Here is a 25,424-nt window from a genome sequence, read left to right on the forward strand (position 1 = left end):
GCATCCATCCTTTTATCATTCGGTTGTAAACGCCCGGCCTGACGGGGCTCGCCTAAACGACGCTGGCGTGCTCGACCATCAGTTGCAGCGACTCCCGGCCGCGCCAGCGGTTGCGGTTGAGCTTGAACGCGCAGTGAAGCGAATCACCTACGTCGAAGCCAGGTAGCTCGCCGGGGGTCAGCGCGCGAAACCAGATCGCTTTCAAGGTGACCGGGCCCTGGGAGAGCTCCATCATCAGGTGTACGCCTTCGCCGCCCACCGGGCGCAGCGACTCGATGATGAACGCGCCTTCGAACAGCGGCGGATCGAACTCGCGCCCGTAAGGGCCCAGGGCCTCGATTTCATCCAGCGTCGTTAAACTCAGCTGCGCAGCGGACAGCGTGCCGTCGGTCAAAAGCCTTGGGTAACGCGGCTCATCGCCCAACTGTTCGGTCACGGCCTGCAAAAACGCCGTCTTGAACGCCTGGAGCTGCTCAAACGGTAGCCCCACGCCCGCCGCGCCGCTGTGCCCGCCAAAGCGGGGTAGCGCGTCCGGGGCAAGCTCGAAGGTGCGCTGCAGGGCGTCGCGCATATGCAGGCCCTCGATCGAGCGCCCGGAGCCGGTGAGCATGTTGGGCGCGGCGGCTTTGGTGAGCACCACCGCCGGGCGCCCGTAAGCCTGTACCAGCCGCGAGGCGACGATACCCTGAACCCCGGCGTGGCCCTCCTCCACGAACACGACCACGGCGGGTTCATCCGCCTCGATGGCGGAGGCCGCCAGGCGCTTCGCCTCTTCTGCCATTTCGGCTTCGATCGCCTTGCGCGACTGGTTGTCCTGGTCGAGCACTTCGAGCTGGCGGTTCGCTACCGCATCGCTTTCGGCCAGCATGTAGTGAAGTGCCGCGTAAGGGTCGTCGAGACGCGAGCGGGCGTTGATGCGCGGGCCCATCTGAAAGGCCAATGTTTCGGCGCTGAACGGCACGCTATCCGCGCCAAGCCTTGCCGCCATCGCTCGCCAACAGGCGGCGTCCATGCGGTTGATCAACGTAAGTCCCTGGCTTACTACCGCGCGGTTGGCGGGGCTAGCGCCGAGCGACACGCAGTCGGCCACGGTGCCGAGCGCCACGTAGGAGAGCCAGGGCGAGAGCTTGGGGGTGGCCGCATTGAGCACGCCCCACTCGATCAGCACGCCCCGGGCCAGCGACATCAAAAGCCACGCCACCATACAGCCGGCGATGGTTTTATCCGGGTAATCGCAGTCGTCTCGCGTCGGGTTGATACAGGCGTAGGCGGATTCCGGCGGGCCTTGCTGGGGCAGCGCATGGTGGTCGCTCACGACCACGTCGATGCCCGCCGCCTTGAGGCGCGCAATGCGCGGCTCATCGCTGCTGCCGCAATCCGCGGTGATGACCAGCGTCGGCAGCGGCTTGAGCGCGAGCGCGCGCTCGACCAGCGGCAAACTGATGCCGTAGCCGTCGTTGATACGGTGACCGATCAGGCTGTGAAGCCGGTACTCGGGCACGCCGAAAAGCTCGACCAACGTGCGCCGGATCACTACGTGGGAGGTAATGCCGTCCACATCGTAGTCGGTTAAAATGCCGATGGACTCGCCTTCGGCGACCGCTTTGGCGATACGCTCGGCCCCGCGACGCCCATCCATTAGCTTCTCCGGATGGGCCAGGTAGCGAAGGCTTGGCGAGACCAGCGGCGTGAGCGGGGCCTCGTAGCCTGGCAGGCGCGAGGCTAAAAGCCTGGCCTGCAGCGCAGTGAGCCCCTCGGCCAGGGCCCGGGCGTACACCGCCTCGTCCACCGGGCGCGGCGTGAGACGAGGACGGCTGGCGTTGTGTAACAGCGTAGTGGGCGCGGCGCTCAAATCGGTCATCAATACGTGCGCCGATGCTCGGCGACGAACTGCTGAACCGCGGCCAACTCCGCGGGAAGCACCGTATAGCGCTCCTCTCGCTCGAGCAGATCATCCATGTGCGTGGGCAGCGCCACGCCCTGAAAACCTGCCTTGACCACGGCCTCGGCGAATTTGGCCGGGTGGGCGGTGGCCAGCGTCACCACCGGGGTGGTTTGATCGGCGCGGGCGCGCTCGGCGGCCCGATAGCCGGTCGCGGTGTGCGGGTCGAGCATCTCGCCGGTACGGTGGTGCGCCTCGCGGATCACTTCCAAAATCGTGGCGTCGTCGACACTGTAGCTTGCGAATTTTTCGCGCAGCCGCGCAAGCGGCGCCTCGGCAAGCGCGGTAGGCTCGGTTTGGAATCGCTCCAGAAGGGCGGCCACCGCGGCCCCGTCGCGCTCGTAGGCGTCGAACAACAGCCGCTCGAAGTTAGACGACACGACGATATCCATCGACGGCGCGAGCGTGGCTGCAAGCTCCTTCTTGGAGAAGTCGTTGTCGGCAAGCGTGCGGTGGAGAATGTCGTTGGCGTTGGTGGCGATGATGAACTGCTTGACCGGCAGGCCCATCTGGTACGCCGTATACCCGGCGTAAACGTTGCCGAAATTCGCCGAGGGTACGCAGAAGCTGACCTCGCGATGCGGCGCGCCCAGGGCAACACCGGCCGCCACGTAATAGACGACCTGGGCCATGATGCGCGCCCAGTTGATCGAGTTGACCGCGACCAGCCGGGTGCCCTGCAAAAAGTTCTGGTCGGCGAAGCTCGCCTTGACCATGGCCTGGGCGTCGTCGAAATTGCCCTCGATGGCAATGTTGAAGACGTTGTTGGCCAGCACAGAGGTCATCTGGCGGCGCTGCACTTCCGAGACGCGCTGGTGCGGGTGCAGGATGAAGATATCCAGGTTGTCGCAGTGACGACACCCCTCGATCGCCGCCGAGCCGGTATCGCCGGAGGTCGCCCCCATGATCACCGCACGCTCGTCGCGCTTTTCGAGAAAGTGATCCAGCAGCCGGCCAAGCAGCTGTAGCGCTACATCCTTGAACGCGAGCGTCGGGCCGTGGAACTGCTCGAGCAAAAAGTGGTTGGCATCGAGCTGCTTGAGCGGCACGACCGCATCGTGGCTGAAGGTGGCGTAGGCCTCCTTCACCAGGCGGCGAAAGGTATCGTCATCGATCTCGCCGCCCACGAAGGGCTTCATCACGCGAAAGGCGATCTCGGCATAGGAGAGCCCGGCCATCTCGGACAGCTCTTCCCGCGAGAAGGTCGGCAGCGTCTCGGGCACATAAAGCCCGCCGTCGCTTGCCATACCAGTCAACACGACCTCTTCGAACGAGAGCGCGGGCGCCTGCCCACGCGTGCTGATGTAGCGCATGTGATTACTCTCCTTCGTCCAGACTCTCCACGCGGATGCGTGTCACGGGACCGGCGATATCCGCCATCGCTTCGATTTCGCGAATCGCGTCGTTCATGTGGCGCTCTTTGGTGCGGTGCGTCAGCAAAATGATCGGTACGAGCTCGCCTTCCGTCGCCTCTTTTTGAACCAGCGCCTCGATGGAGATGCCCTGCTCGGCCAGAATGGTCGCCACCCGGGCCAGCACGCCGGGGCGGTCGACCGCCAAAAGGCGCAGGTAGTACGCGGTGGTGATCTCTTCCATCGGCATGATACGAAGCTGGTTCGCGTCATCGTTGATGCCGCTGAAGGCCAGGTACGGCACGCGGTAGTGGTGGTCGGTGGTGATATCCCGGGCCACGTCCAGAATGTCGGCCACGACCGCCGAGGCGGTGGGCTCGGCACCGGCGCCGGCACCGTAGTAAAGCGTGGGGCCGACCGCATCGCCCATCACCGCGATGGCGTTTTTGACGCCGTGCACGTTGGCCAGAAGCCGCTCTTTGGGGATCAACGTCGGGTGCACGCGAAGCTCGAGCCCCTGGTCGGTACGCTTGCAGATACCCAGATGTTTGATGATGTAGCCCAGGTTATCCGCCTGGTCCACGTCCTCGGCGGTGATGCGCGCGATGCCTTCGGTGAAGGCTTTGTCGAACTGCAGCGGCACCCCGTAGGCGATAGACGCCAGAATGGTCAGCTTATGGGCGGCGTCGATGCCTTCCACGTCGAAGGTGGGGTCGGCCTCGGCGTAACCCAGCGCCTGGGCTTCGGCGAGCACGTCCTCGAACGCCCGGCCTTCATCGCGCATGTGGGTCAGAATGTAGTTGCCGGTGCCGTTGATGATGCCCGCTACCCAGTCGATGCGGTTGGCGCCCAGGCCCTCGCGCAGCGACTTGATGACCGGGATACCGCCGGCCACGGCGGCCTCGAACGCCACGATCACGCCCTTCTCGTGGGCGGCCTTGAAGATTTCGTTGCCGTGCACGGCGATCAACGCCTTGTTGGCGGTGACCACGTGTTTACCGTTTTCGATGGCGGTGAGCACCAGCTCCCGGGCCACGTCGTAGCCGCCCACCAGTTCGACCAGCACGTCGATATTGGGGTTGGTGGCCACCTCGAAGACGTCCGAGGTGGCGTTGATGCCGGTAATGTCGCAGTCGGGGTGAATACTGCGATGGGCGACCTGCTCGATCACGATGGGCCGGCCGGCGCGGCGGGCGATATCCTCCGCGTTACGCGTCAATACGTTGAACGTGCCGCCGCCGACCGTTCCCAAACCACAAAGGCCTACTCTTACCGGTTTCAAAATACTTCCCCTTTTGCTACGTGCTGCGTCTTAACGTTTGAATTGGCGTGCGCCACGCGTGGCGGCGTTATTCGTCTTTCAGGCTTAGTCGTCCAAGCCTAACATGCCCACCAGCCGGTCCGGGGGTACAAATCCTGGCACCATCTGGCCGTCGGGCAAAATGATCGCCGGCGTTCCCTGCACGCCCAGCGCCCTGCCGAGCTCGTACTGCTCGCCGACCGGGTTGTCGCATACGCTGCCCGCCAGGGTTTCGCGCTGCTGGGCCCGGGTCATGGCTTCACTGCGGTTATCCGAGCACCAGGCTTTTTCAAGCGTGGTGGCCGCATCGCTTTCCATGCCGGCCCGCGGGAACGCCAGGTAGTGTACGGCAATGCCGCGCTCGTTGAGCTCCGGCACGGTCTCGTGCAGGCGCTCGCAGTAGGGGCAGGTCGGGTCAGTAAAGATCACCACCGTCGCCCGCGGCTCGTCCACGCCGCGATACACGAAGCGCTCGGACTCCGGCACCTCATCGAGGGCCGCCACGCGCTGCTGGTTCTGCGCCTGCTCGGTCAAATTGACCAGCCCCTGCTCGGCGTTTTGGTACAAATCGCCAACCAAAAAGTAGCTGCCGTCTTCATTGGCATAAAAAGACTCGCCGTTTTCCAGACGCACCTGGTAGATGCCGTCCATCGGGGTCTCGTTGACCTGCTCGACCGGCATCGGCTGGCCATTGACCTCGAGGCGCTCGGAAAGGGTCTGGGCGTTGGCGTAAGCGAGCCCGGGTAGCAGGCTCGCGCCCAGTAAAAACAGTGAAGCAAGGCGCGTGTAAGGCGGCGCGACGGCCGTGAACGTGGTGCGTTGACCCATGGTCTTCAACCTCGTGGATGATGATCTGCGTGCAGTTGCTCCAGGCGCGCCTGGGCAACGTGCGTGTAAATTTGCGTCGTGGACAGGTCACTGTGCCCAAGTAGCAGCTGTACGACCCGCAAATTGGCCCCATGATTCAATAAATGCGTCGCAAAGGCGTGGCGCAACGTATGGGGCGACAGCGGGCGCGTGATGCTGGCCGTTATCGCGTGAATTTTAATCCGATGCCAGAAGGTTTGTCGCGTCATGGCTTTGTCGGCACGGCCGGGAAACAGCGCCGGCCGGGTGATGTCTTTCATCAGCGCCGGCCGAGCGTTTTTGATATAGGTTTCGAGCCACTGGATCGCTTCGTCGCCCATGGGTACCAGCCGGTCTTTATCGCCCTTGCCGCGCACGCGCACCACGCCCTGACGCAGATTCACCGCGTCGCTCGAGAGCCCAACCAATTCTGATACGCGCAGCCCGCAGGCATAAAGCAGCTCCAGCATGGTGCGGTCGCGAAGTCCCAGCGGGGTCGCGGTATCCGGCGCCAACAGTAGCCGCTCTACTTCGTCCTCTTCCAGCGTATTGGGCAGGCTCGGGCGCACCCGGGGCAGCGTCACATCCGCCAGCGGGTCCCGGGCGATATGGCCATGCAGCTGCGCCCAGCGGTAAAAGCTACGCAGCGATGAAAGCAACCTGGCGTTGCTGCGTAGCTGATAGCCCGCTTTTTGGCGCTCATCGAGTAGCCCGGTGAAACGGCCGGACTCTGGCGCCAGCAGGGGTTCGTCAAAGCGAGCCAGGTACGCTTGCCAGGCACTCAAATCGCGCCGGTAGGCCGCTAACGTATGATCGCTTGCGCCTTGCTCGAGCCATAGGGCGTCCAGAAAGATGTCGATATCGCTCATGGGTCAACGTTTCCAGGCTTTGAAGCGCGCCAATAAAAAAACCCCGCCCCGCAAAGCGGTGACGGGGTTTTGTATCCAGGCGCCGGCAAGGCGCCCGGGAAAAGCGGCGATTAAGCCAGCTTTTCCTTGATACGAGCCGACTTACCGCTACGCTCACGCAGGTAGTAAAGCTTGGCTTGACGAACGTCACCACGACGCTTGACTTCGATAGAGTCAACCAGCGGGCTGTAGGTCTGGAAGGTACGCTCGACGCCCACACCGTGAGAGATTTTACGCACGGTGAACGCGGAGTTCAGGCCACGGTTACGCTTACCGATGACCACACCTTCGAAGGCCTGCAGACGCTCGCGGGTACCTTCTTTTACTTTCACCTGAACGACGACGGTGTCGCCGGGGGCGAAGCCAGGGATCTCTTTGCTCATTTGCTCGTTTTCGAGCGCCTGGATCACCTTGTTTTTACTGCTCATGTTGCTTACTCCTGAATAACGTAATGGTTCGCCACGCAATGGTGGAAGGGGCAAACCGTGATCCCGGCGCTCGAAGCGAGCTACGCGGGAGTCGTTATGGGTGACGCAGGTGCGTTACGCCCTGCACCGCCGCCCTGGCCTACCCGTGGGCCTGGGCGTGTTCTTCGATAAACTCGTCGAGCAGACGCCGCTGCTCAGCACTTAGCTCGCGCCCTTCCAATAAATCGGGTCGGCGCTGCCAGGTTCTGCCTAACGACTGTTTCAACCGCCAGCGTTTGATGGCGCCGTGATGGCCGCTTAAAAGCACATCGGGCACGCTCTTACCGTCGATCACTTCCGGACGCGTATAGTGCGGGCAGTCCAGCAAGCCGTCGTTAAACGAGTCTTCGATGGCGGAGTCCTGATGCCCCAGTACGCCGGGTATCAGCCTTGCCGCCGCGTCGATCAACACCATGGCCGGCAGCTCACCACCGCTTAGCACATAGTCGCCAATCGACCACTCTTCGTCGATGTCACTCTCCACCACGCGCTCGTCGATGCCTTCGTAACGCCCGGCAACCACGACCAAAGGGCCCGCGTTGACAAGCGTTTCGACGCCTTTCTGATCAAGCTTTCGCCCCTGAGGTGAAAGGTAAATCACCTTGGGCACCTGACCATTGCGCGCCTGGCCCTGGGCCTTTGCATCGGCAATCGCGCCGCGCAGTGTGTCGACCTTCATCAGCATGCCTGGGCCACCGCCGTAAGGCCGGTCGTCCACGCTGCGATGCTTGTCGGTGGCATACTCCCGCGGATTCCAGAACTCGAGGGCGATCTGGCGCCGCTCGACCGCTCGGCCCACCACCCCTTGACGGGTAATGGCTTCGAACATCTCGGGAAAAAGCGATACCACGCCGATCCACATAGCGGGCGCCGTCGGCTCACTTTCCATACCGGACGTTTCGGTGCGGGAATCGATGTTCGAATCGATCATCAAAACTCAGGGTCCCACTCGACGATCATCTTGCTCTCGCCCAGGTCGACCTCACGCACCACGTCATCGGGCAGAAAGGGCACCAGCCGCTCGCGCCGGTCGATGGCGTTCTCATCACCGCGCACCACCATGACATCGTTCGCGCCGGTTTCAAACAGGTAGCTCACCTGCCCCAACCGCTCGCCTGACACCGTGAAGACCTGTAGGCCTTCGAGCTCGTGCCAGTAGTACTCGTCGTCGGCCAGTTCGGGAAGGGCTTCTTTGGGCAGCAGGATCTCGGCCTGGGCCAGCGCTTCGGCGGCCGTACGGTCATTGATATCCTTGAGCTGCACCACCAGCGCCTTACCCTGGCGACGCCCCGTAATGACCGGCATACGCGTCAGGGTCTGGCCCTGGCGCACCCACCACTCCGGGTACTCCAAAATACTGTCTATCGGATTCGTGTAGGAGTAGACCTTGAGCCAACCCTTCACCCCGTGGGGGCTTGTCAGCTTACCCAATACGACATGAGCGTCGTCAACCTGGCTGGCGTCAACACGGGTCATTCACCAACGCTCCTACTACTATATCCAGCGCCGGGGTATCCAGCACTACAGTATCTCGGTCTCCGCATCGCGTTTCTCGATACGGCACTTCTCGACAGACTTACGCCTGCTTGCTTGCTTCTTTAACCAGCTCGGCAACGCGGCCGGAAAGCTGTGCACCGTGGCCCTGCCAGTGTGCAACGCGCTCCAGGTTTACGCGCAGACGCTCTTCCTGACCACGGGCAACCGGGTTGAAAAAGCCAACGCGCTCGATGAAGCGGCCATCACGCGCATTGCGCGAGTCGGTCACGGTCAGGTGGTAAAAGGGACGCTTTTTGGCGCCACTACGTGCCAAACGAATGGTAACCATACGATAACTATCCTTCGGTTGAGGTTACGAGAGTGGAGCATGGCGCACATCGCCATCAGAACACTCATCATGCAGTTTCCGGTACGCGTTACCTGTACAGAGGTTACTAAAACCCAAGTGCCTGATACGTACCGTTTTTCCCATACTTCATGGGCAGATCGAAGCAGCGCGACTGGCGCAAAGCCCTAACACCCACGCATGAAGAGGCCGCATTCTACGCAAATGCGGCCAACTTGGAAAGTCTGGCCGCCAGAAAACTCATAAGGCGTCAACCAGACACACTCTTTTGATAGGCAAGCCTTAACGCCAGGGCAGCCCACCGCCGCCGCCCATGCCGCCGGGTCCACCCATACCGCCGGGCCCACCGGGGCCGCCACCGCCGCCCATCATGCCGGACATGCCGCGCATCATCTTCTGCATGCCGCCTTTCTTGCCGGCTTTCTTCATCATCTTCTGCATCTGCTTATGCTGCTTGAGCAGGCGGTTCAAATCCGGCACCTGAAGACCGGCGCCGGCGGCGATGCGGCGCTTGCGCGAGCCGTTGATGATGTCCGGTGAGCGGCGCTCCTTGGGCGTCATGGAGTTGATCAGCGCTTCGAGCTTGCCCATCTCTTTTTCCGGACCCGGGCCCTGGGCCATTTCAGCCATTTGGCCCATGCCGGGGAGCTTACCGAGCAAGCCCCCCATGCCGCCCATCTTTTTGAGCTGCTGGAGCTGCTCGCGGAAGTCCTCGAGATCGAAGCCGTCGCCCTTCTTGACCTTGTTGGCAAGCTGGGTGGCCTTGTCCTTGTCGACGGTGCGCTCGGCTTCCTCGATCAGCGAGAGCATGTCGCCCATGCCGAGGATGCGCGAGGCGACGCGGTCCGGGTGGAACGGTTCGAGGGCGTCGACTTTCTCACCCATCCCCATGAACTTGATGGGCTTGCCGGTAATGTGACGCACCGACAGCGCCGCACCGCCGCGGGCGTCGCCGTCGGCCTTGGTGAGGATCACGCCGGTCAGCGGCAGCGCTTCGTGGAACGCCTTGGCGGTGTTCACCGCGTCCTGGCCGGTCATGGCGTCGACGACGAACAGCGTCTCGTCGGGGGTGATCGCCTTATGCAGCGCCTGGATCTCGGCCATCATCGCTTCGTCGATGGCCAAACGGCCCGCGGTATCGACCAGCACGACATCGTGGAACTGAATTTTGGCGTGCTTGATGGCGGCGTTCGCGATGTCGACCGGCTTCTGGTCCGAGCTCGACGGGAAGAAGTCGACCTCGACCTCTTTCGCCAGGGTCTCGAGCTGATCAATGGCCGCCGGGCGGTAAACGTCCGCCGACACCACCAGCACTTTCTTCTTCTCGCGCTCGCGCAAAAAGCGGGCAAGCTTGGCAACGGACGTGGTTTTACCCGCGCCCTGCAGACCCGCCATCAGCACAACGGCGGGGGAGCTTTTAAGGGTCAGCCCTTCGTTGGCCTCGCCCATGATCGCTTCGAGTTCTTGCTGAACGATCTTGACGAACTGCTGGCCCGGCGAGAGGCTCTTGGATACTTCCTGGCCGACGGCGCGCTCACGCACGCGCTCGATGAATTCCTTGACGACGGGCAGCGCCACGTCCGCTTCCAAAAGCGCCTTACGCACTTCGCGAAGCGTTTCCTTGATGTTGTCATCGGTCAGGCGCGCCTGGCCTTTAATCGACTTCAGCGTCTGGGAAAGACGCTCGCTCAGATTCTGGAACATGGGGCCTCTGCCTTTATCGCTGCCGCCGGGCGTAGACGCCGCCGGACGTGTGTAGGTTCGATTATACGCGCTCAACGCGCGAGTCTCTATGGCTTCTCGCGATACACTGCTGTGCGACGCTTTACGATTGGTTATAGTAGGCGCTAGTCTCTCGGCCTGACTGATTATTCTTAGCCGTGTTCATCAACGACGTGTTTATCGACCACCTGGTTAGCGACGACCAGACGTATTAATCGACAACCGGGTCATCGACGACGTTTCTTAACCTTACGCGCGCGAAGCGCACGGATAGCATCATGCAGGCGCTACCTTTCGCCACCATCGCTTTTGTACTCTACATTGCCGCGGCCATCTGGCAGGGCATGACGCTGTTCCGCCGGGTCCCCCCGCGGCGGGCCATGGTGCGCCTTTTGGGCGCATTCGGGCTTTTGCTGCACATACCGGTCGTGGTCATGCTACTGGGTGAGACGCCGGGGCTTTTGCCCGGCTTTTCCACCAGTGTGACGCTTTTGATGGCCGTGGCGGTGAACGTGGTGCTGGTCGCAAGCCTATTCAAGCCGGTGCTGAACGCCAGTATCGCGCTTTTCCCGCTGGCCGGGGTCGCGCTGATTTTCGCCACCTGGCTTCCCAACCAGGGAAGCCATACCGGGCTTACGCCAGGTATTTTACTGCACGCGGCAAGCTCGGCGCTGGCCTTTGCGGTGCTGGCGATTGCCGCGGTTCAAGCCGTGCTGGTCGGGCTGCAAAACCAGGCCCTGCGCCACCACCACATTCGTGGCATCGTGCAGTCGCTCCCACCGCTGACCACCATGGAGCGGGTGCTATTCGAGCTGGTGTGGGCAGGGGTGGTGCTGCTCACGCTCTCGATTGCAAGCGGTTTGATCTTTCTCGACAACCTCTTCGCCCAGCATTTGGTGCACAAGACCGTGCTCTCGATCGCCGCCTGGGTCATCTTTACGACGCTTTTGATCGGTCGCTACCGGTTCGGCTGGCGGGGCATGCGCGCCGTGCGCTGGACGCTGGGCGGCTGTCTGCTTTTGATCCTGGCGTACTTCGGTAGTAAGTTCGTGCTGGAAATAATCCTTAACCGCTAGCCGGGCCTCGAGGGGGTGTTCTTGACAGACACCCCACGTGCTTCTAAAAACGAGCTTGATACGCCATAAAGGAACTTTCGACTTGAGCGACGATTTCCCGCTGGGATTACTGTTCGGCCTTTTAGCCTTACTGATACTGCTATCCGCCTTCTTCTCGAGTTCTGAAACGGGCATGATGTCGATCAACCGCTATCGACTCAGCCACCAGGCGGGCAGCGGCGACCGCCGGGCCAAGCGGGTCATGCGCCTTTTGACCCGCCCCGACCGGCTGATCGGCGTCATCCTGATCGGCAACAATTTCGTCAACAACCTGGCGGCATCGATTGCGACCATCATCGCCATCCACTTCTTTGGCGAGGTGTCCGGCCCGGCCATCTCCACGGCGCTTTTGACCATTGTCATCCTGATTTTCGCAGAGGTGACGCCCAAGACCTACGCCGCGATCAAGCCCGAGCGCATCGCCTACCCGACCTCGATGGCGCTGGAGCCACTGCTGAAGCTTCTCTATCCGCTGGTCTGGCTGGTCAACGCCGTTTCAAACGGCCTGCTGCGCCTGATCGGGGTCAAAAGCGTCGACAGCGGCGGTGACAGCCTGACCCGGGACGAGCTGCGTACCGTGGTCCACGAGGCGGGTACGCTGATCCCCTACCGCCACCGCGCCATGCTGCTGTCGATTCTGGATCTCGAAAACGTGACGGTAAACGACATCATGGTGCCGCGTCACGAGGTGCTGGGTATCGATTTGGACGATTCGCTCGAGGATATTCTGGCCCAGATACGTACCAGCCAGCACACCCGCCTGCCCGTCTATAAAGGGGATATCAACAACATCATCGGCATGCTCCACCTGCGCAACGCGGCGCGCTTTCTTTCCCGCGACGAAGTCACCAAGGCGGCGGTGGTACAAGAGGCGCGCGAGCCCTACTTCATTCCCGAATCGACGCCGCTGCACACGCAGCTTTTGAATTTTCAAAAACAGAAGCGGCGTATCGGCATCGTGGTGGACGAGTATGGCGACGTGGAAGGGTTGGTCACGCTGGAGGACATTCTCGAAGAGATCGTCGGCGAGTTCACCACCGACGTCTCGGAAGACGAAGAGATTCATCAGCAGGATGACGGCAGCCACGTGATCGAAGGTACCGCCAACATTCGCGAGATCAACAAGATGCTGGGCTGGCAGCTCCCTACCGACGGCCCCAAGACCCTCAACGGGTTGATTTTGGAGCATCTCGAGGCGTTCCCGGAAGGGCCGGCGTCGCTGCAAATCGGCAATACGCGCATGGAAATTCTGGAAATCCGCGACAACCTGATCACCTCGGCGCGCTGCTGGCCGCTGATCCGTCTTCCCCGGCGCTAAGCCGGTCTAGATCTTTTTCTGCGAGGCCTGGCCGCGCTGGGCGATGTCCAGCTCACCGGCGATCTTGAGTGCCTTCACGCGCGCCTCGAGATAAGGGCGCAGCGCCGCGCCTTCGGCGTCCTGGGCCATCACCGGCGGGCCGAAGGTGAGCCGAACCGGCGCACGAAAGCGCGACGGCCACTTCTTGAGCGCTTTGCCGCCGCAGTGCGACGTCCAGGAGCCCCAGAGGCCGGCAAGCCCGGCGGGAATCACCGGCACGTTGTCCCGCGCCAGCATGGTTTCCAAACCGCGCCGGAAGGCCTGCAGCTCCCCGTCCGGCGTCAAACGCCCTTCGGGAAAGATCATCACCACCTCGCCATCGCGCAGCGCCTCGCTAATCATCTCAAGCGTACGGCGAAGCCCCGCCGGCGTTCGCCGCTCGGACTCGACCGGAATCGCCCCGACCAGCAGAAACCACCACTTGAGCCAGGGCGAGTCGAAAATCGGCTGGTCCATGACAAAGCGCAGCGGCCGGGGGCTGCCCCCGCCCAACACCAGCGCATCCATGAAGCTTACGTGATTGCACACCACCAGTGCCGCGCCCTTGCGGGGCACGTGCTCGCGGCCGCGAACGCGCAGCCGGTAGCACAGCCGCATGGCGATATAGATGGCGTAGCGCAGCACGTAGCGCACCGGTTTGACGACCCGTGTCACGCGGGCGCCCCCTGAGCGCGAAGCCCGGCCAGCACCGTGCTCATTAGCTGATCCAACAGTTCGTCGACCTTGAGCTGCTGGCCCTGCCAGTACCCCAGGCGCTCGTTCAGCCCCAGCTGCACCAGACCATGCACACTGCCCCACAGCGTGCGACCCAACCGGCGCGCCTCCATGTCATCCAGCGCGGGCTGGTAGCGTTTTAACGAAGTTTCCACTTGGGTAAATAGCGCCTCGATCAAATCGCTTTGGCGCTGATCGAGCTCGCCCTCTTCGGCCAGGGGGTAGTCGAACAGCAGATGCCAGCGGTAGCAGCCCGCCTCGGCGAAGTGCCAGTAAGCGTGGGCCAGCTCGCGAAGCCAGGGCTCGGGCTCGTCTTCCGTCAGACTCTCGATGGTTTGCTGCAGCCGCGCCAGGGTTTCCACGTTGACGTGCTGCAATAAATTGTTAAAGCTGCCGTAAAGTTTGAGTAGCGTACTCGGCGCGCACCCCACGTCCCGGGCCAGCGCACGCAGCGATAAACCGTGGACAGGCCGCGAGGCCAGCCACTCGTCGCAAACGTGCATGACCTGCGCATGGAGGGTATCGGGCGCATGCTGTCGGGGACGGGCCATGGCGATCTCTTCAGGTCAGGCAAAAAGGCGAATGCCTCAACGCACTTGAGTTTGAGCAAGGGTTAATATAAGACAGGATACCTCACATCGAACACTGTTTTCGATACTAATGCACGACATTTAGCGTATTCTTGTCGCCCCGCGCCCAGCATATTTAACACGGGTTATAAGGAGACAGGCATGACGGGACGCCTACACGTGCAGCGCCTATCGCTTTCCCGCATGGTGCCCGAACTCAGTCAAAGCGACCCCTTCATTAGTTCGCCCAATTTAGCGCCGCGCCAGCCGGTATCGGCCCTTCGCCTGGAACAGGGCGTTATCCGCCACACGCCGCTTTTTTGGGGGCTAACGCCGCCCTGGCTCAAGGTGCTCGACCATGCCCCGCACTGCGCCCGGGCCGAGTCGCTCGACAAGCGGGCGATGTTCGAAGAAGCCTTCAACGCGAGGCGCTGCGTCATCCCCGTAACCGGCTTTTACGTATGGCAGCAGCGCCCCGGCGGCAAGCAGCCCTACCTGGTCACCGCGACCGACCGTGCCCCGCTGCTGCTGGGGGCACTTTGGTGTCGCTACCACACCACGCTGACCGCGTTTACCGATTCCACCGCCTTGATCAGCGTGCCGGCCAACGTCTGCTTGTCCACGCTGACCGACCGGCTGCCGCTGGTCATCGAACCCTCGGCACTGGATCGCTGGCTGGACCCGGCAAGCTCGTCAGAGCACCTTCACGCGCTGATGACCCCGGCACCTTTGGAACTGTTGGGCGCCTTTCCGGTATCAAAGAGTGTCAATAACCCCGCCAACCAGTCGGCTGCCTGTGCTCACCCGCAAGGGGCCATGCTGCGATGGACCGCGCCCGAGGAGTTTTAATGTTACGCCCACACCCTACCGCCCCTGCCTTGACCTTACGCTACGCCGCGGCCGGCATGGTACTCAGCCTGACCGGGTATGCCCCTGCCCTATGGGCTGAGGATACGCCGGTGGCCGAGGTCACCACCCCGATCACGAGCCCCTTCGATGCCCGCGACTATCGGGTCGTGACCCTGGAAAACGGCCTGCACGCGCTGTTGGTCAGCGACCCGGAGGCCGACAAGGCAGCCGCTTCGATGAACGTGCGAGTGGGCAGCGCCCAGGACCCGGACGATTTATTGGGGTTGGCCCACTTTCTCGAGCACATGCTGTTTCTCGGTACCGAGCCTTACCCGGAACCCGACGCCTACCAGAGCTACATTGCCAACAACGCGGGCTCGCACAACGCGTTTACCGCCCAGCAAGACACCAACTACTTCTTCGACGTGGCGCCGGATGCACTGCCCGGGGCGCTCGACCGCTTCAGCGCGTTTTTCCTCTCGCCGCTTTTCAACGCCGACCAGCTCGAAAGCGAGCGTAATATCGTCCACTCCGAGTACCGGGCACGCATCCGCGACGATTCGCGCCGGGAAAGCGACGTGCTCGACCAGGTATTGAACCCGGACAACGCCACCACCGGCTTTGCCGTGGGCAGCCGCGAGACCCTGGCAAGCCCCCCGGAAGGCGAAACGAGCCTGCGCGACCGGATCATCGATTTTTACCACCACCACTACGATGCCAACGTCATGAACCTGGCCGTGGTCGCCCCGCAGCCGCTCGATACGCTGGAAGAATGGGTCGTGGAGCGCTTTGCCGATATTCCGGACAACGGCCTTGAGGCGCCGGTCATCGACGAGCCGCTGGCGCTAAGCGATGACCTACCGATCTATATCAAGCGCCAATCCCTCGAGGACCGCCGCCAACTCAACTTCTACTTCCCGGTGCCGGACCCCACCAGCGATTACCGCACCAAGCCCTCGCAAATGGCCGCCCACCTGCTGGGCGATGAAAGCGAAGGCAGTCTTTTGGCCGTGCTGCGTGAGGCGGGGCTGGCCTTCGGGCTTAGCGCCGGCGTGGGCCGGGGCGACGGCGAGCACGCGCTGTTCGTGGTGTCCATCAACCTGACACAAAGCGGCGCCGAGCGCCTCGACGACGTTCAGGCGACACTCTTTGCCGCGGTGAACGAGATCAAACGCGAGGGGATCGAGGACTGGCGCTTCGAAGAGCAGGCCGCGCTTGCCGAGCAGGCGTTTCGCTTTCAGCAGCACGGCGACCCGCAAGGCGAAGCCACCCGCCTGGCCATGAGCCTTTCGCGCTACCCGGTCGAAGACGTTCAATACGCCCCCTACCGTATGGACGGCATGGATAGAGACGCCCAACAGGCGTATCTGGACGCGCTGACCCCTGCCAACATGATCCGTATCTACTCGGCGGCGGAGGTCGAAAGCGATACCGTCTCGCCCTGGTTCGACACCCAGTGGCGTAAGCTTCCCGCCCCCGAGGCGAGCGGTGAAGCGCTTGGCGGGCTGGCGCTTGCCAAGCCCAACCCCTTTATCGCCAGCGACCTGAGCCTGGAAGAGGGGCAGGACGAGAGGCCGGACGTCCTGTTGGAGTCGCCGTCGTTTACCGCTTGGCACATGCAGGATAGCCGCTTCAACACGCCAAGCGTCGAGTGGCGCATTAGTCTTCAGCACCCCAGCGCGAGCTACTCTGCCGAGGAAGCGGTGCTGACGCGTATGCTCTCGGGCTGGCTGAACGATAGCTTGAGCACCTCGCTGTATCCTGCCTGGCTTGCGGGCCAATCCTTCGACGCCTACCCCCACGCTCGGGGCATGACGCTGGCGTTTTCGGGCTGGCGCGACGGCCAAACGCCGTTTATCGAGCAGGCGATCGAGCAGTTGAAAACCGCCGAGATCACCGACGAGACCTTCGAACGGGTGCGCTACCAGCTCCAGCGCGAGTGGCAAAACGCCCCCCAGGCGCCGCTCTACAATCAGGCCGGCCGCTTGGTGGGCGAAGCGCTTCTAACACCGCAGTGGGATAGCCGCGCGCTGTATGCGGCCAGCCAGCGTCTCGAGCGCCACCACCTGGAAGACTTTCGAGAGCGCTTTTTAAGTGAGCTGTACGTCGACGCCATGGCGGTGGGTAACCTCGCGGCCGGGCAAGCCCGGGAGCAGGCCACGCTGATTCGCGATACGCTGCGCCCGCGCCTGACCCGCGAAGATATTCTGGATGTAACGCCGTTGGCCATCGATGAGGGCGGCGCGGTGCTCCACCCGGACAGCGCCCGGGACGAGTCGCTGGTGCTTCGCTACGTTCAGGGGCGCGACCAAAGCGACGACGAGCAGGCTGCGCTCATCGTCATTGCCCAGTGGCTGAATACCGCTTTCTACCAAACCCTGCGCACCGAGCAGCAGCTCGGCTACGTAGTGAGCGCCAGCTATTCGCCGCTGCTGGACGCCCCGGGCATTGCCTTTATCGTTCAGTCGGCGGATGTCGAAAGCGACGAGATCGCCCGGCGCATCGAGGGCTTTTTGGAAAGCGCCACCGACGAGCTTGAAACCCTGGATGACGAGACGCTTGCGCCTCACCGTCAGGCGGTGGCCAGCCGCTACGCCCAGCGCGATACGAGCCTTTCCGGCATGGTCAACCGTTACTGGCAGGCCACCGCGCGCACGCCGATTCGCTTCGACCGCCGCGAAACGATGGCCGAGAAGGTACTCGAGGTAAGCGCCGATGACATTCGCGCCGCCTGGCCTTCGCTTATGGCGCGCACCCTGGACGTGCGCTTCGACCCGGGTGATACCCCCAGCGACACCGCCGCCTACCGGGCAAGCCTTGAGCCCTTCCCCGAGCCCACCGATGAACGCGAAGCGCCCTAAAGCGGCGCTTTGACCTCCCCGCTCAGGCGTCGAACGCCTGAGCGGGCAGCATCGCCTCCACGAACATCACCACCTCTTCGAGCACCTGGCGCTGGTAGTCGGTCAAACGCTGCTGGTTGTAACCTTCGATTTCGCGAGCGAAGGCTTTTAGCGTAAAGCCGGAAAGCGCCGGGTCGTTCAATCGCGCCCAGCGAAACGCCTCCCACTGCTCGCGCTCTTCGCCTTCCAGGGTATCGGGGTAGTTGCGCGCGCGAAAGCGAAACAGCATCTCCTCCAGCCGTGGGTCCTGAAAGGGAAAGCGTTGACCAACCAGATCCCAGGGCGCCATTTCCCGGACCCGCTCCATCTGTTGGCGATCCGCCGCGGAAAAGAAGCTGCCCGAGTACAGCATCAGATCCGGGTCCTGGGGGGCGTCATCGAAGCCTGCGTTGAATACCTCGGCCACTTTTTGAGCAACACCCGGCAAGTCCGCGCGCAGCGCCTTCCAGTGTTCGCGGCACTGCGCGACATCCATCCCCAGGCGCGCCTGAATGTCGCCGTACTCACCCTTTTTGGGGCCTTCTACATCCTTCAACGCCGTGGCGGGAAATACCACCGGGCAGCGGTTGATGTGAATCACCTTCAGCGGAATACGCGACTCGCCCTCGGCCAGGTCCTGCTGGCTGACAAAGACCCGCTGGCGGATCTGCTCGACACTCAGCGATGTAAGCTCACCGGGGTCTGCGCTCAGGTCGAAAACGATCACGCCATTGGGGTTGGTGGGGTGTTCGGCCAGCGGCATGACCAGCGCGCTGCAGGCGCGGCTGGCCGGGTAGCGCCGGGAGATGTGCAGCACCGGCTTGGCGCTTGCCACATCGAGCTGGGCCGCCACGGCGCGCTTGCCGCGAAGCCCCATCAGGTAGTCGAAGAGTCTGGGGTTTTGGGCTTTCAAAAGCCTTGCCAGCGCGATGGTCGCGCGCACGTCTGCCAGCGCGTCGTGGGCGCCTTCGTGGGCAATGCCGTTGGCCGCGGTCAGGTCTTCGAGCTTGAAGCTCGGCGCGCCGTCTTCACGTTTGGGCCACTCGATTCCCTGGGGGCGCAGCGCGTAAAACGCACGCACCACGTCGATCAAATCCCAGCGGGAGTTGCCGTTTTGCCACTCGCGGGCGTAGGGGTCGAGAAAATTACGGTAAAAAAGATGACGCGAGACTTCGTCGTCGAAGCGCAGGCTGTTATAGCCCACCGCGCAGGTACCCGGCTCTGCCATGAGCGCCTGTATCCGGCCAGCGAACTCGGCCTCCGCCAAGCCGTGGCGCTGGGCTTTTTGCGGAGTAATGCCGGTGATCAGACAAGCAGCGGGGTGTGGCAAGGCGTCGTCACTGGGCCGGCAGTAGATCTCTACCGGCTCGCCGATCTCGTTGAAGTCGGCGTCGGTGCGCAGCGCAGCGAACTGCGCGGGGCGGTCGCGGCGCGGGTCGGCGCCGAAGGTTTCATAATCGTGCCAAAGAAAACTGGCAGGGGCGGCGTTGGCTGGCGCCATGTGCGGATACTCCCGTGAACGTATCCCGCCAGCCTACAACAACGCCGTTATACAAAAAAGTTCAAACCCGGCACGGGTCGTCATGCCCGGCCCCGCCACCCTGCTCGACTCACTTCATGCCGCCCTCTCGCTCACTCCTTGGGCAGGGTGACGTTGAGTTCGAGCACCGAGCAGTTGTCTTCGCTGTCCAGCGACACCTGAATGGCGTCGTCCGCGACGTGCACGTAGCGGCGCACTACTTCCAGAAGTTCGCGCTCGAGCATCGGCATGTAATCCGGCTGGCCACGCTGGCTGCGCTGGTGGGCCACAATAATTTGCAAACGCTCTTTGGCGACCGAAGCGGACTTCTTGCGCTCGCGCTTCAAGAATTCCAGCAGTTTCATCGACGACCTCCCCCAAACATGCGGTTCAGAAGACTTTTACGCTGTACTTCATGAAAGCGTAGCGGAATCTCTTCGCCCAAAAGACGCGAGACGGTATCGGCGTAGGCCTGACCGGCGTCGCTTGCGCCGTCGTGGGTGACCGGCACGCCCTGGTTCGACGCTCGCAGCACCGCCTCGGACTCCGGAATCAGCCCGATCAAATTGATCGCCAGGATCTCGCGAATGTCTTCGAGCGTGAGCATATCGCCGGAGGTTACGCGCGAGGGGTTGTAGCGGGTGATCAGCAGGTGCTCCCTGACCGGGTCCAGGCTCTGTTCGGCGCGGCGGGTCTTGGAGCCCAAAAGCCCCAAAATACGGTCCGAATCGCGCACCGAGGAGACTTCCGGGTTGGTCACGACCACCGCTTCGTCGGCGAAGTACATGGCCAACTGCGCGCCGCGCTCGATCCCCGCGGGCGAGTCGCACAGGATGAAGTCGAAATCGTTACGCAACTGTTCGAGCACTTCTTCCACGCCTTCCTGGGTCAGCGCGTCCTTGTCGCGGGTTTGCGAGGCCGGCAGGATAAACAGGTTTTCTACACGCTTGTCGCGGATCAGCGCCTGGTTGAGCGCCGCCTCGCCCTGAATGACGTTCACCAGGTCGTAAACCACGCGCCGCTCGCAGCCCATGATCAAATCCAGGTTACGCAGGCCCACGTCGAAGTCGATGACGACGGTTTTTTTGCCGCGCAGCGCAAGCCCGGTGGCAATGGCCGCCGCGCTGGTGGTTTTACCGACCCCCCCTTTACCTGAGGTCACTACAATAATTTTGGCCAAGAGTCATTTCCTTTAAGAGGTCGTTACATCGCGGGGGGATATTTTTATCGTCGTCGCGCGCAACGAGAACATCAATGTCAGTCAGTAGACGTATCAATACGGCCTTACTGTAACGAAAAGCAACCTGTACGTCGCTACGCCCGTCGCTCTCTACGGCAAACGGCGTATCGATTCCAGGTTTACGCCAGCAGTTTGATCTCGAGCTGCTCCTCGGAGAAGTGTACCTGGGCGGCGGCGCCTAAAAGCTTCGGGTCGATATCCTCGAGGCGCTTGTAGTTGCCCGCCACGGAAAGAAGCTCCGCTTCGAGCTCGCGACAATAGATGCCGGCATGGGTATTCCCGTGAATGCCCGCAAGCGCGCGACCGCGAAGTGCGCCGTAGACATGGATACTGCCCGCAGCCAGCACCTCGGCGCCGGCGTTGACCGCGCCGATGACGATCAAATCACCTTCGGCGGCGCTCACCTGTTGGCCCGAGCGCACGGTACCGCGAAATAATCGGGTCGCCACCGCCACGGGTTCGCTGCCCGCCTCGATAGCGGGTTCGACCGGGGCGCTGGTGGGCTCTACGCTTTCAAGGGCTCGCGCTCGGCTCTCTTCGACCGGGGCGAACCAGCCAAGGCCGAGCGCCCAGGCCGACTGGCGAACCGGCTCCGGGCCGCCGCGTACCGCGACCGGCAAAAGCTTGTGGTCGCGGCACACCGCGCAAATACGCTCCAGGGCCAGGTGCGGTTCATCGAGCTTTTCCACGCTCAGTACAACCGGTGTATGCTGAAAGAACGCGGGGGATTGTGAGAGTTTGCCGGCCAGTTGACGCCTGATCTGCTCGGGGTCGGCACTGCTTAACTCCATGACCGTCATGGGCAGCATGCCGCCTTTAAAGGTAAAGGCGTTGTCGGCACTATCGGCATTGAGGCTCATGGCCGAACTCCATGTCATGTTCAGGTAAGATAATCGTAGCGCAATCTCGCGCCGGGGATGTGAAGGCCCGCTGGATTTTGGGCGCAAAGTCACATTACCAATGGCAAAGCTAAGCGACAGCGCCGGTGACTGCAACTACCAAAGCACCGACGGCTGATTTTTTTCACGCGACGCACCTTCTTGCAGGATGATTCATGCACGGACTGTTAAGACGCCTGTTCGCGCCTCGGTGGCAGCACCCCGAGGCCGAGGTCCGCCTCAAGGCACTCCATCAGCTGGACCCACAACAATCAGAACAGCGCGAGGCCTTGAAAGCGCTTGCCGATGATCCAAAACCCGATATCCAGCTTGCCGCATTGCAGGCACTGGACGATATCGAGACGCTGGTCAGCCGCCTTCCCGATCAGGGCGAGAATGGCCCGTGGTATAACGCCGCCCTCGAACGGCTCACCGGCCGCCAGGGCCAGACCAGCCTCAACACCCGGTGTCAGCTTACCGCTACGCTGACCGATAAAGCGCTGCTAAACGATATTGCCCTGCGCGGCGACAACCTGGATTTGCGCCTGACCGCCCTGGCCGCGCTGACCGACGACGCCGATTTGATCCACCAGGCGTGCCACAACGGCGTGGCCAGCGTCCGCCACCGGGCCGCCGAGCGTATCGAAGACGAAGAGAGCCTGAAGCGGCTTTTAAAACAGGCGCGCCGGGACCGCCACGTCATGCGCCTGGCGCGGGAAAAGCTGGACAAACTTCGCCACGACAGCGCCTGGCTCGATCAGCAAAAGGCCCGCCGCGAGGAGCTTTTAACCAAGCTCGAGCAACTGGCGGGCGCCCCCTGGGAGCCGCTTTACGGCGGGCGCCTTCGCCATCTGGAGCGCGAATGGCGAAAGCTCGAACACCCGCCGAGCGCCGACCAGGAGGAGCGCTTTCATCGCGCGAGCCTGGGCGCGCGCAAGACCTTGAGCGACCACGAAACCCAGGAGCAGGCCCGCCAGCAGAGCCAACTTCGCCGCGACGAAGTGGAGACCACCCGCGAGCAGCTGCTGGCAGGGCTGGAACAGACCTTGCGCGGGCTCGATCACGCCGAGGCCGTAACGCTTCAGGATATCGACAGCCTGCGCGCCCAGCGCCAACTTTTGGGCCAGCGCTGGCAGTCACTTTCCGACCAGCACGCCGCACCGGAAACCGCCCAGGCGCGCTACACCCAGGCACTCGATGAGTACGAGCGCGTCATGGAGGCCTGGCAGCGCTGGCAAAGCCACCAGTCCGCCTTCGAAACGGCGCTGGCCAACCACGACCTGAAGACGCTTGCCGAGCTTACGTTCTCGCTTGCCTGGCCCGAGACGCTGGCCAAACCAGCGCTTCTACAGCGCGCACTCGAGCTTTTTGCGCTCGACCAGCAACAAAGCCAACGGGATACCCCCTCTTTGGAGGCGCTCGACGCCGAGCTCGATAATTTCGAGCACATGCTCGAGCGCGGCGCGTTCAAAAGCGCCAGTCGGCTTCACCAGCGCCTGAAACCCACCCTCGAGGCGCTCGACACGCCAAAGGCCAAACCGCTCAAGGCGCGCTTGAAGCACCTGGGCGCGCAGCTGGCCGAGCTTCGCGACTGGCGCGGCTTCGTGGCCGGGCCCAAGCGCGAACAGCTCTGTACGAGCATCGAGGCGCTCGCCGACGATACTTACATGGCCGAGCCGGCGCTGGACCGCCGCCACCGCCAGCTCGTCAAGGAGTGGAAGGCGCTGGGCGACGCGGCGGCCAGCCGCGAGCTTGCGGCGCGCTTTCGTCACGCATCGGAGCGTATCCACGAGCGCCTGGCCCCCTGGCGCGAGACGCTGGAGCAGACGCGCAGCGCCAACCTTCGCCGCCGCGAAGAGCTCTGCGAACAGCTCGAAACGCTTTGCGAGCAACCCTCTGAAAACGCCGACCCGGACGTGCTGCGCGAAATTCGCGACAAGGCACGCCACCAATGGCGCGAATACGACCCGGTCCCGCGCGAGGCCTCGGAAGCGGTGGGCCGGCGCTTTGGCAAGGTACGCCACCGACTGCAGGCACTGATCGACCAACGCGCCGAGCAGATCGCCGCGCAAAAGCGGGCGCTCATAGAGGAGGTTCAGGCGCTTCTACACGACGCCGAGCAGCCGCTCAACGAGCGCATTCAGCGCGCCAAGACGCTTCAGCAGCAGTGGCGAAGCCTGGGCCGGGCGCCCAAGGGCGAGGAGCAGGCGCTCTGGAAACACTTCCGCCACGCCTGTGACCAGCTCTTCGCCCAGCGCGACGCGCATAAAAACGAGCAAGCGGCCCGCCAGCAGCAGAAGCTCGACGACATGCAGACGCTCATCGACGAAATGGATAGCTGGCAGCCCGCCAAAGCCGATGACGCCACCACCCTCGAGGCTTTCATTCAACGCGCCCAACAGTTGGAGCCGCTGCCGCGCAACCGGCGAAGCGAAGGGATGCAGCGCCGCTTGAGTGGAATCGTTCGCGCTCGGCGCGACCGGCTGAGCCGCCTGGCAGTGACGGCCATCGTGGATCAGTGGCAGGCGCTTACGCCGCTGATCAAGGCGCACCTGGCCGCCGACCAGGCCGCCCTCGAGCAGTCAGCCGCCACCCCGGTGGACGCCGCTGACGTCCTGGGGGCACCGCTTTCCGGCGCGTTTTTGAAAGCCCACCAGCGGCGCAACGCCGCGCGCGGCAACGCCCAGCCCTTTTCTCACCAGGCACACCAGGCGGTCAACGAGGCGCTGGCGAAGCTTCGCGTTCACCTTTCGCTACTGGCGGTGGGTAGCGTCAAACCCCAGGACGAGCCGCTGCGCCTGGCCATTCAGGTCGAGCGTTTGAACGAAGGGTTGAGCGGCGAGCGCAGTCAGGCCGAAGAGACCCAGGCCATTCTCGAGGCCCTTTTAGCGCTCGGCCCCATGCCGAACGAGATTTGGCAACGCGAAGCCGGAGAGCTCGATAGCCTGCTGGGCCATCTGGCACAACTGCCCACGCCCTCGCCTGGCGCACCAGGCGAGCACTAAAAAAGGGAGGCTTTTGGCCTCCCCCTTTTATTTGCGCTTGTCATACGCGGGCGCCCGCGCGGACGCTATGCCCGCGACTAGCCCATGAACTGGCCGCCGTTGATATCGATATTGGCGCCGGTGATAAAGCCCGACTGTTGGTCGGCCAAAAACGCGACCAGCCGGCCGATCTCTTCCGGCGTTCCGTAGCGCTTCACGGGAATGGTTTCGCGAATCGCCTCGCGCACCTTCTCAGGGATATTCATGATCATATCAGTGGCAATGTAGCCGGGGGAGACGGTATTGACCGTAATGCCTTTGGTGGCCGTTTCCTGAGCCAGCGACATGGTGAGGCCGTGCATCCCCGCCTTGGCGGCGGCGTAGTTGACCTGGCCGAACTGGCCCTTGCGCCCGTTGATGGAGGAGATATTGATGATGCGCCCATACGCCTGCTCGAGCATGGGATTGATGACACTGCGGCAGGTATTGAACACGCTATTGAGGTTGGTATCGATGACCTCGCTCCACTGCGCCTGGTCCATCTTCTTCAACGTACCGTCCCGGGTGATGCCGGCACAGTTCACCAACACGCTGATGGGACCGTGGGTTTCGGTGATCTCCCGGGCGCCGTCCATACACGCCTGGTAGTCCGATAGATCGACACCGGAAAGCGCGATGTTGTCGAAACCGTCGGCTTTTTGGCTCTCCAGCCACGTTTTGGCTTTTTCCGGATTTCGGTACCCGGCCACGACCTGGTACCCTGCCTCGGCCAGCGACCGGCAAATCGCCGTACCGATGCCACCCGTTCCGCCCGTCACCCAAGCAACCTGGGGTTGATTAGCCATTGACTACCTCCCTGATATGACAAATGGCCTGCACCAAACGTAAACGCCCGTAGCGCCGCAAGCCACTCTAAATTGGCGCATAAACGCGTCGGCTT

At 62.8% G+C, this 25,424-nt stretch carries 22 protein-coding genes; 5 read left to right on the forward strand and 17 right to left on the reverse strand.

What is annotated here, in order from left to right; translation table 11 throughout:
- Positions 1–52: 52 nt before the first annotated feature.
- The 10 genes from ACWHVV_RS16065 to ffh form a co-directional block, all read right to left on the reverse strand.
- The gene (locus ACWHVV_RS16065; protein WP_447927115.1) at positions 53–1,861 is read right to left on the reverse strand and encodes a single-stranded-DNA-specific exonuclease RecJ; all 1,809 of its coding nucleotides are present in this window, start codon (positions 1,859–1,861) and stop codon (positions 53–55) included.
- Positions 1,861–3,255, reverse strand: coding sequence for a threonine synthase (thrC, locus tag ACWHVV_RS16070; protein WP_447927116.1), 1,395 nt, complete (start codon positions 3,253–3,255; stop codon positions 1,861–1,863). The genes ACWHVV_RS16065 and thrC overlap by 1 nt, the downstream gene beginning before the upstream one ends.
- A 4-nt stretch (positions 3,256–3,259) precedes the next feature.
- A complete protein-coding gene (locus tag ACWHVV_RS16075; RefSeq protein WP_447927117.1) occupies positions 3,260–4,576 on the reverse strand; it encodes a homoserine dehydrogenase in 1,317 nt (438 codons plus the stop codon).
- An 84-nt stretch (positions 4,577–4,660) separates the two neighbouring features.
- Positions 4,661–5,422, reverse strand: a complete 762-nt coding sequence (locus tag ACWHVV_RS16080; protein ID WP_447927118.1) for a DsbC family protein — start codon at positions 5,420–5,422, stop codon at positions 4,661–4,663.
- A gap of 5 nt (positions 5,423–5,427) precedes the next feature.
- Complete coding sequence (gene xerD / locus ACWHVV_RS16085; protein WP_447927119.1) at positions 5,428–6,309, reverse strand: site-specific tyrosine recombinase XerD; 882 nt, start codon at positions 6,307–6,309, stop codon at positions 5,428–5,430.
- Between the two features lie 110 nt (positions 6,310–6,419).
- A complete protein-coding gene (gene rplS, locus ACWHVV_RS16090; RefSeq protein WP_447927120.1) occupies positions 6,420–6,776 on the reverse strand; it encodes a 50S ribosomal protein L19 in 357 nt (118 codons plus the stop codon).
- Between the two features lie 139 nt (positions 6,777–6,915).
- Complete coding sequence (gene trmD / locus ACWHVV_RS16095) at positions 6,916–7,677, reverse strand: tRNA (guanosine(37)-N1)-methyltransferase TrmD (RefSeq protein ID WP_447929173.1); 762 nt, start codon at positions 7,675–7,677, stop codon at positions 6,916–6,918.
- Positions 7,678–7,745: 68 nt separating this feature from the next.
- Entirely contained in the window at positions 7,746–8,291 is a 546-nt protein-coding gene (gene rimM / locus ACWHVV_RS16100) for a ribosome maturation factor RimM (RefSeq protein WP_447927121.1), read from the reverse strand.
- A 100-nt stretch (positions 8,292–8,391) separates the two neighbouring features.
- Positions 8,392–8,640 carry a 30S ribosomal protein S16 gene (gene rpsP / locus ACWHVV_RS16105; protein ID WP_447530023.1) on the reverse strand — a complete coding sequence of 83 codons (249 nt, stop codon included), beginning with the start codon at positions 8,638–8,640 and terminating at the stop codon, positions 8,392–8,394.
- 300 nt (positions 8,641–8,940) lie between these two features.
- Positions 8,941–10,362, reverse strand: coding sequence for a signal recognition particle protein (gene ffh, locus ACWHVV_RS16110; protein WP_447927122.1), 1,422 nt, complete (start codon positions 10,360–10,362; stop codon positions 8,941–8,943).
- Positions 10,363–10,658: 296 nt separating this feature from the next.
- On the opposite strand from ffh, the gene ACWHVV_RS16115 reads away from it, so the two are divergent.
- Both ACWHVV_RS16115 and ACWHVV_RS16120 read left to right on the forward strand, forming a co-directional pair.
- Positions 10,659–11,456, forward strand: coding sequence for a cytochrome C assembly family protein (locus tag ACWHVV_RS16115; RefSeq protein WP_447927123.1), 798 nt, complete (start codon positions 10,659–10,661; stop codon positions 11,454–11,456).
- 82 nt (positions 11,457–11,538) lie between these two features.
- Complete coding sequence (locus tag ACWHVV_RS16120; protein WP_447927124.1) at positions 11,539–12,813, forward strand: HlyC/CorC family transporter; 1,275 nt, start codon at positions 11,539–11,541, stop codon at positions 12,811–12,813.
- A 6-nt stretch (positions 12,814–12,819) separates the two neighbouring features.
- Here the strand turns inward: ACWHVV_RS16120 and ACWHVV_RS16125 are convergent, their stop codons facing one another.
- Positions 12,820–13,506, reverse strand: coding sequence for a 1-acyl-sn-glycerol-3-phosphate acyltransferase (locus ACWHVV_RS16125; protein ID WP_447927125.1), 687 nt, complete (start codon positions 13,504–13,506; stop codon positions 12,820–12,822).
- The gene (locus tag ACWHVV_RS16130) at positions 13,503–14,117 is read right to left on the reverse strand and encodes a TetR/AcrR family transcriptional regulator (protein WP_447927126.1); all 615 of its coding nucleotides are present in this window, start codon (positions 14,115–14,117) and stop codon (positions 13,503–13,505) included. Before ACWHVV_RS16130 ends, ACWHVV_RS16125 begins: the two co-directional genes overlap by 4 nt.
- Positions 14,118–14,297: 180 nt before the next feature.
- Here ACWHVV_RS16130 and ACWHVV_RS16135 point away from each other — a divergent pair, with 180 nt between their 5' ends.
- Positions 14,298–14,984 (forward strand): SOS response-associated peptidase, encoded by a 687-nt coding sequence (locus ACWHVV_RS16135; RefSeq protein WP_447927127.1) that lies wholly within the window; start codon positions 14,298–14,300, stop codon positions 14,982–14,984.
- Positions 14,984–17,845: an insulinase family protein gene (locus ACWHVV_RS16140; protein WP_447927128.1), complete on the forward strand. Its 2,862-nt coding sequence runs from the start codon at positions 14,984–14,986 to the stop codon at positions 17,843–17,845. The genes ACWHVV_RS16135 and ACWHVV_RS16140 overlap by 1 nt, the downstream gene beginning before the upstream one ends.
- A gap of 22 nt (positions 17,846–17,867) precedes the next feature.
- Here ACWHVV_RS16140 and sbcB read toward each other — a convergent pair whose 3' ends face one another.
- From sbcB to minC, 4 genes are all read right to left on the reverse strand, one after another.
- Positions 17,868–19,364, reverse strand: a complete 1,497-nt coding sequence (gene sbcB / locus ACWHVV_RS16145) for an exodeoxyribonuclease I (protein ID WP_447927129.1) — start codon at positions 19,362–19,364, stop codon at positions 17,868–17,870.
- Positions 19,365–19,495: 131 nt separating this feature from the next.
- On the reverse strand, positions 19,496–19,747 hold the full coding sequence (gene minE, locus ACWHVV_RS16150) for a cell division topological specificity factor MinE (protein ID WP_447530032.1): 252 nt from the start codon (positions 19,745–19,747) through the stop codon (positions 19,496–19,498).
- Positions 19,744–20,562 carry a septum site-determining protein MinD gene (gene minD / locus ACWHVV_RS16155; protein WP_447927130.1) on the reverse strand — a complete coding sequence of 273 codons (819 nt, stop codon included), beginning with the start codon at positions 20,560–20,562 and terminating at the stop codon, positions 19,744–19,746. Before minD ends, minE begins: the two co-directional genes overlap by 4 nt.
- 179 nt (positions 20,563–20,741) lie before the next feature.
- Complete coding sequence (minC, locus tag ACWHVV_RS16160; protein WP_447927131.1) at positions 20,742–21,482, reverse strand: septum site-determining protein MinC; 741 nt, start codon at positions 21,480–21,482, stop codon at positions 20,742–20,744.
- 194 nt (positions 21,483–21,676) lie between these two features.
- Between minC and ACWHVV_RS16165 the strand changes: the two genes are divergently transcribed.
- On the forward strand, positions 21,677–24,505 hold the full coding sequence (locus ACWHVV_RS16165; RefSeq protein ID WP_447927132.1) for a DUF349 domain-containing protein: 2,829 nt from the start codon (positions 21,677–21,679) through the stop codon (positions 24,503–24,505).
- 77 nt (positions 24,506–24,582) lie between these two features.
- On the opposite strand, the gene phbB is transcribed toward ACWHVV_RS16165, so the two are convergent.
- A complete protein-coding gene (phbB, locus tag ACWHVV_RS16170) occupies positions 24,583–25,329 on the reverse strand; it encodes an acetoacetyl-CoA reductase (protein WP_447894423.1) in 747 nt (248 codons plus the stop codon).
- Between the last annotated feature and the right edge of the window lie 95 nt (positions 25,330–25,424).

The sequence above is a fragment of the Vreelandella sp. EE27 genome, from assembly GCF_968206495.1.